The organism is Porphyromonas sp. CAG:1061 (genome assembly GCF_000435035.1).
Taxonomy (GTDB): domain Bacteria; phylum Bacteroidota; class Bacteroidia; order Bacteroidales; family Porphyromonadaceae; genus Porphyromonas_A; species Porphyromonas_A somerae.
In genome coordinates this window covers 5,510-10,829 of sequence record NZ_HF988912.1, presented here as the reverse complement: position 1 = coordinate 10,829, position 5,320 = coordinate 5,510, and the positions used below count along the sequence as shown (strand labels likewise).

General features: G+C 49.7%; 3 protein-coding genes and 1 pseudogene. 3 read left to right on the top strand and 1 reads right to left on the bottom strand.

Annotated features, from left to right (window positions below; genetic code table 11):
- On the bottom strand, positions 1 to 484 hold a 484-nt coding region (locus QVO39_RS04575), incomplete at its 3' end, for an AMP-binding protein (RefSeq protein WP_288171764.1).
- Between the two features lie 240 nt (positions 485 to 724).
- Here QVO39_RS04575 and QVO39_RS04570 point away from each other — a divergent pair.
- The 3 genes and pseudogenes from QVO39_RS04570 to QVO39_RS04560 form a co-directional block, all read left to right on the top strand.
- Positions 725 to 1,627: an Abi family protein gene (locus QVO39_RS04570; protein ID WP_288171763.1), complete on the top strand. Its 903-nt coding sequence runs from the start codon at positions 725 to 727 to the stop codon at positions 1,625 to 1,627.
- A gap of 58 nt (positions 1,628 to 1,685) precedes the next feature.
- Positions 1,686 to 4,676 (top strand): serine hydrolase domain-containing protein, encoded by a 2,991-nt coding sequence (locus tag QVO39_RS04565; RefSeq protein WP_288171762.1) that lies wholly within the window; start codon positions 1,686 to 1,688, stop codon positions 4,674 to 4,676.
- A gap of 302 nt (positions 4,677 to 4,978) precedes the next feature.
- Positions 4,979 to 5,320, top strand: a pseudogene (locus QVO39_RS04560) (biotin/lipoyl-binding protein); the annotation flags it as partial.

Below are 5,320 nucleotides of genomic sequence, written 5' to 3'. Positions count from 1 at the left end.
CATTGGGGTATCGCTCCTTGAATAGAGCATCTATATTGAGTGCCTTAGTAGGATCGTTGGAGAGTAGTCCTAGGAGTGGCTCTAGTGTTTTAATCCTATAAAGCCCAAGCACATTAGGAAGAAGTGCCCCCTCTAGGTACTTCTCGTGCTCTGGCCCCACGAATACAAACTTAGAGTCGCTATGCTCAATGAGGTGTAGCAAGTCGGCCTTCGGGAAGTCGGGCAGTATAGGTACCACCACCGCCCCATAGGTAACGATGCCCATCCATACCATACACCACTCGGCACAATCCTTACCAATAAGGGTCACCTTATCGCCCTTCTTGATGCCATTCTGCTCCAAGATAAGGTGTACACGTGCTGCCCACCGTGCTACATCTGCCACAGTATAGGTTCGCCCCTCCTCATAATTGGTAAAGGCAGGAAGCGCCCAATTCTCCTTCAGTACCCCCTCATATAGCTTTACAAAGTTCTCCTTAATCATAATCCTCGTGGTCTAATGTTAATATTCATTACAAACATACAGATTCTACCGTAAACTACCAACTAAAGCGGAAATAAACCTGCCAATACGAGCTAATGTGTAATTAAACTTCTAGTGATTTGGATCTTGTAACTTTCTTGTATCGGAGTTTGGAATGTCAATAGAATATTCGTACCTTTGTAGCACGAGAACCCGCCAAGCCTCTCAACGATGCTCAAATGTGCGGGTCTTTTTTATACTATGACAAAAAGAATTCCGTTTGTAAAAACATACGCTACCCCTAAGGCGTTAGTACAGTTGCTCAAAGCAAGAGGCATGAAAATAACTGATGAAGGAAAGGCTGAACACTACCTTGCTCACATCGGTTACTACCGCCTATCTGCATATATGCACCCTTTACTTTCCACCCCTAAGGAACAAAAACTATTTAAGCAAGGTGTTACCTTTGACAAGGTAATGATGCTGTATAAGTTTGACAAGAAGTTACGACTACTCCTCTTCAATGAAATTGAAAAAATAGAGATTGCAGTGCGTTGTGCAATCGTAAATTTTGGAACAAAAATGTTAGACGATCCATTCTGGATAACGAACGGACGTTATTTCTCAGATCCTAGTAGATTCAGACGCACTAAACACCTAATTGAAGATGAGTTAAACCATACTAAAGAGGATTTCATCCATCATTTCAAGAAAAGCTATATCAATCAGTACCCACCATCTTGGATGCTGGCTGAGATACTACCATTTGGAGTAGTCACCAACATTTATTCCAACATCAAGAATAAAAGAATTAAGAAATCCATTGCTCAGTCATTTGGACTGCAAATTTCTCCATTCGAATCTTGGCTTACTATTGTTGCAGTAACACGAAACTCTTGCTGTCATCATGCTCGTATTTGGAATCGCGTGTTCTCCATTCGTGCTACTATGCCAATCAGAATAGAACGTCCTTGGATTACATTGCCAACTGATCCATTAAAGGTATACTTTGACCTGTGCATTATCAAGTATTTCCTTGATGTCATATCGCCAAATAACGACATGCTCCACAAAATGAATCATCTCTTTGCTACATTTCCAGAGATAGACAAGGCTGCACTTGGCTTTCCAAAGGGATGGGAGAATGAACCATTATGGAAATAATCCATTTAGCTTTTACATTGCCACTTTTCACCATAATGGCAATTGATTATCAAAGATTATGAAGAGAAACAATATATATAAGATGTTTGGGAGTATCCTTGCGGTACTTCTTTGTTGCCCCGTTGTAAAAGCGGGCACCCCACCAACGATGATCAAGGATCCTGCTCGTTCTGTTGCGGCCTATGCTTATGCCGATAGCGTGATGCAGGGGATGACGGATGAGCAGCTTCTGGCTCAGCTGATTATGCCAATGGTCTACCCCAAAGAGGGACAAAAAGCCCTAGAGGAGTGGGACCACCTAGTGGCACGTGGCTTCGGGGGCGTCCTTTGGCAAAAAGGGACGCCCGAGCGACAGCTCTTCCTCACCAATCGCATGCGACAGAGAGCCACGATCCCGATGCTGGTGGCGATGGATGGCGAGTGGGGACTCTCGATGCGTCTTTCTGGCACTATCCGATGGCCTCGAAACATTGTGCTGGGGGCCACCAACAACCTCTCCACCGCCTTTGAGTATGGTAGAGCCACAGCAGAGGAGGCGAAGCGGATGGGTATTCAGGTCAATTTTGCCCCTGTCGCCGACGTCAATAACAACCCCCTCAATCCAGTCATCGGTACCCGTAGCTTTGGCTCCGACCCTCAGCAGGTAGCGAAGCTGGTACTGGCTTATGGTCAAGGGCTAGAGAGCCTAGGGGTGCTGGCGGTAGCGAAGCACTTCCCCGGGCACGGTGATACCAAGGTCGATTCCCACAAAGCTTTACCCGTGATATCGCACGACCGAGCACGGCTAGAGGAGGTAGAGCTCTACCCCTTCACCCAATTTATCCAAAAGGGCTTAGGGGGTATCATGACGGGGCACCTCACCGTCCCCGCACTAGATAGCAGCCGAAAAGCGGCCAGTGTGAGCCACGCCATCACCACCGAACTACTGCAGGAGCAACTCGGCTTCGAGGGGCTCATCTTCACCGATGGGCTGGCGATGCAAGGGGTGATAGACAATGTAGGCAAAGGCTCTGTTGCTGTTGCCACCTTCAAGGCTGGCAATGATATTCTACTAGCACCGCCCTCACCCCAAAAGGCATTAGCAGAGCTGCTCACCGCACTAAAAGCGGGAGAGATAGACCGCAGTGAGGTGCTACGTCGTTGCCGAAAAGTACTTGCGTGGAAACATCTCCTTGGGGCAACTAATCGGGCGCTACTGCCAACCACCGCCCTCTCTGCCGACCTTAATAATGAGCAGAGCAAGGCACTTCACACTAGAATCTACGAGGAGAGTGTCACCCTACTGAAGAATAATGAGTCACTCCTTCCATTCGTAGGAAAAAGTGAGATGGCTCTCTTGCGTTATGGAGACTCTAGGACCCCTCAGCTCCTACAAGTGCTCCGCAATGGTGGCACAGTTAGCAGCCACGGCATTGGCGTGAAGGCAGGTAATGGCGAGCGACAGGCCACCTACCAAAAGCTACGAAAGAGCTCCGTGATACTGGTTGCCATCACCTCCGAAAGGGCACGGCCCGATGCTGGGCTCCTCCAATTGGCACGCGATAGGTCGGTAGTCTTGCTTTTCCTCACCAATCCCTACACCGCACTGCACTTCAAGGAGGTGATCACCGAGGCAAAGGCGGTGGTGATGGGCTACGATAGTAGTGTCGATGCTCAGAGAGCCGTAGGGCGTGCTTTACTCGGTCAGCTACCCATGAGTGGGGTGCTACCAGTTGACCTACCTCCACTTTTCAAGGCGGGAGCAGGCATTCCTCTGGAGCGAAAAGGGCTCACCTTCGCCAAGCCAGAGACAGTGGGGCTCAATAGACGCCTACTCTCTAAGATAGATGACATTGCCCTCGAGGGGGTGAAGAAAGGCGCCTACCCTGGTTGCCAGGTACTAGTGGCAAAGGAGGGAAAGGTGGTTTATAGCAAGGCCTTTGGCTACAAAGATAGCGGGAAAAAGGAGCCCAATAACACCGCCACCCTATACGACCTCGCCAGTGTCACCAAGGCAGTCGCCACTGTGCCACTGCTGATGATGGCAGAGGACGAGGGGCGGTTGTCTACAAAGGATCCACTAGGTAAGCACCTCGATTTCCTCAAAGGAAGCAATAAAGAGTCGGTAACACTTGCCGACCTTCTTTTTCATACAGGGGGGATGCCCGCGGTGATCAATTTTTATCTCTCACTCATCGACCAAGAGAGCTACCCTTCGCCACTAATCACCTATCGGTGCCAAGCAGGCTTTCCCATTCAGATCGCCCGAAAGGCGTGGGCAAGGCGCGACTTCTCCTACCTTCCATCATTGGTTAGTAGAGAGCAGAGTGAGGACTACCCTATCCGCTTCGCCGAGGGATATTACCTCCACCGTTCGGTAAGGGAGATGATGCGTGAGGAGATCCGCGATGCACAGCTCCGTCGGCGGGGGTACCGGTACAGTGACATTGACTTTCTGCTATTGCAAGAGGTGCTCGAGCAGTGCTACCAGATGCCACTCGATCAACTTTTTATGGAAAAGCTAGCCACACCACTTGGACTAAAGCGACTCACTTACTGCCCTTTGGCACGATTTGCCCCTTCCGAGATAGCCGAAGGGCAGAAGGATCAATTCCTTCGCCACCAAACCCTCCGTGGCGATGTGGATGACGAAGCAGCAGCGATGCTAGGAGGAGTATCGGGCAATGCCGGACTCTTTGGCTCAGCAGAGGAGCTATTTCCACTCCTACAGATGCTCCTCAATGGTGGCACTTACGACGGTCATAGGTATATTAAACCCAATACGGTACAGAAGTTTACCACAGCCCGCCACCCTATCTCCCCCTATGCACTCGGCTTCGATCGTCACCGTGGCAAAGGCAAGGTAGGCAACGTGGCCGATATTGCACCCCTCTCCACCTATGGGCATACCGGCTTCACCGGCACCTGCTGCTGGATAGATCCCCAAAATGAGATTGTCTACATCTTTCTCTCCAATAGAGGTGCCCTAAAGCGGTGGAATAACCAGCTCTCACAGCTCCATATCCGCACCCGCATACAAGAGCAAATCTACCTTTCACTAAGGGGATAATTACTGACCCACAAACGGAGCCGTAGCCGATGTAGGGCTCTCATCAGTCCGACTTGTCCGACTCGTCCGACCTGTCCGACTGGTCCGATTAGGCACCCAATAGGTAAGGTGGATGTTGCACAAAGAGCCATTCTCAATAAAAAGGGAGAAAACTGTTGACTACACTTTCCCCCTTTTCATCAAAAAAACCGACATATTCCCCACTAAAAACTTCTTAATTACTTGGATTTTACGCACTCTTTGGGTAAGCTTGCGAGTACTCTAAAAAAAGAGACCCAAACCGACAAAAGAAAAGAATGAATATGAAAAAGTCTTCGATGAGACTAATAGGGTTAGTGGCTATAGCAGTTGCGGCACTACTACCCATAAGTGGTTGTGACACGAAAAAGGGCGGCCAAGGGCAGCAAGCCGATGGCACCACCTACACCGTACGAGAGCTGAAGGAGCAGCAGATCACTTTACCATCTATCTACCCCACTACACTTCGGGGCAAACTGGATGTAGAGATACGCCCACAGGTGGCTGGTCCCATCACCCAGGTGGCTGTAGATGAGGGGGCTAAGGTGCGTAAGGGGCAGCTCCTCTTTGTGCTGGACCAGGTACAGTTCCAAGAGGCGGTCAATGCTGCCAAGGCAGCTGTGGCT

Bases quoted from the DNA above. Each gene is read 5' to 3' on its own strand.
- QVO39_RS04565 (WP_288171762.1), top strand. From the start codon at position 1,686: ATGAAGAGAAACAATATATATAAGATGTTTGGGAGTATCCTTGCGGTA.
- QVO39_RS04570 (WP_288171763.1), top strand. From the start codon at position 725: ATGACAAAAAGAATTCCGTTTGTAAAAACATACGCTACCCCTAAGGCG.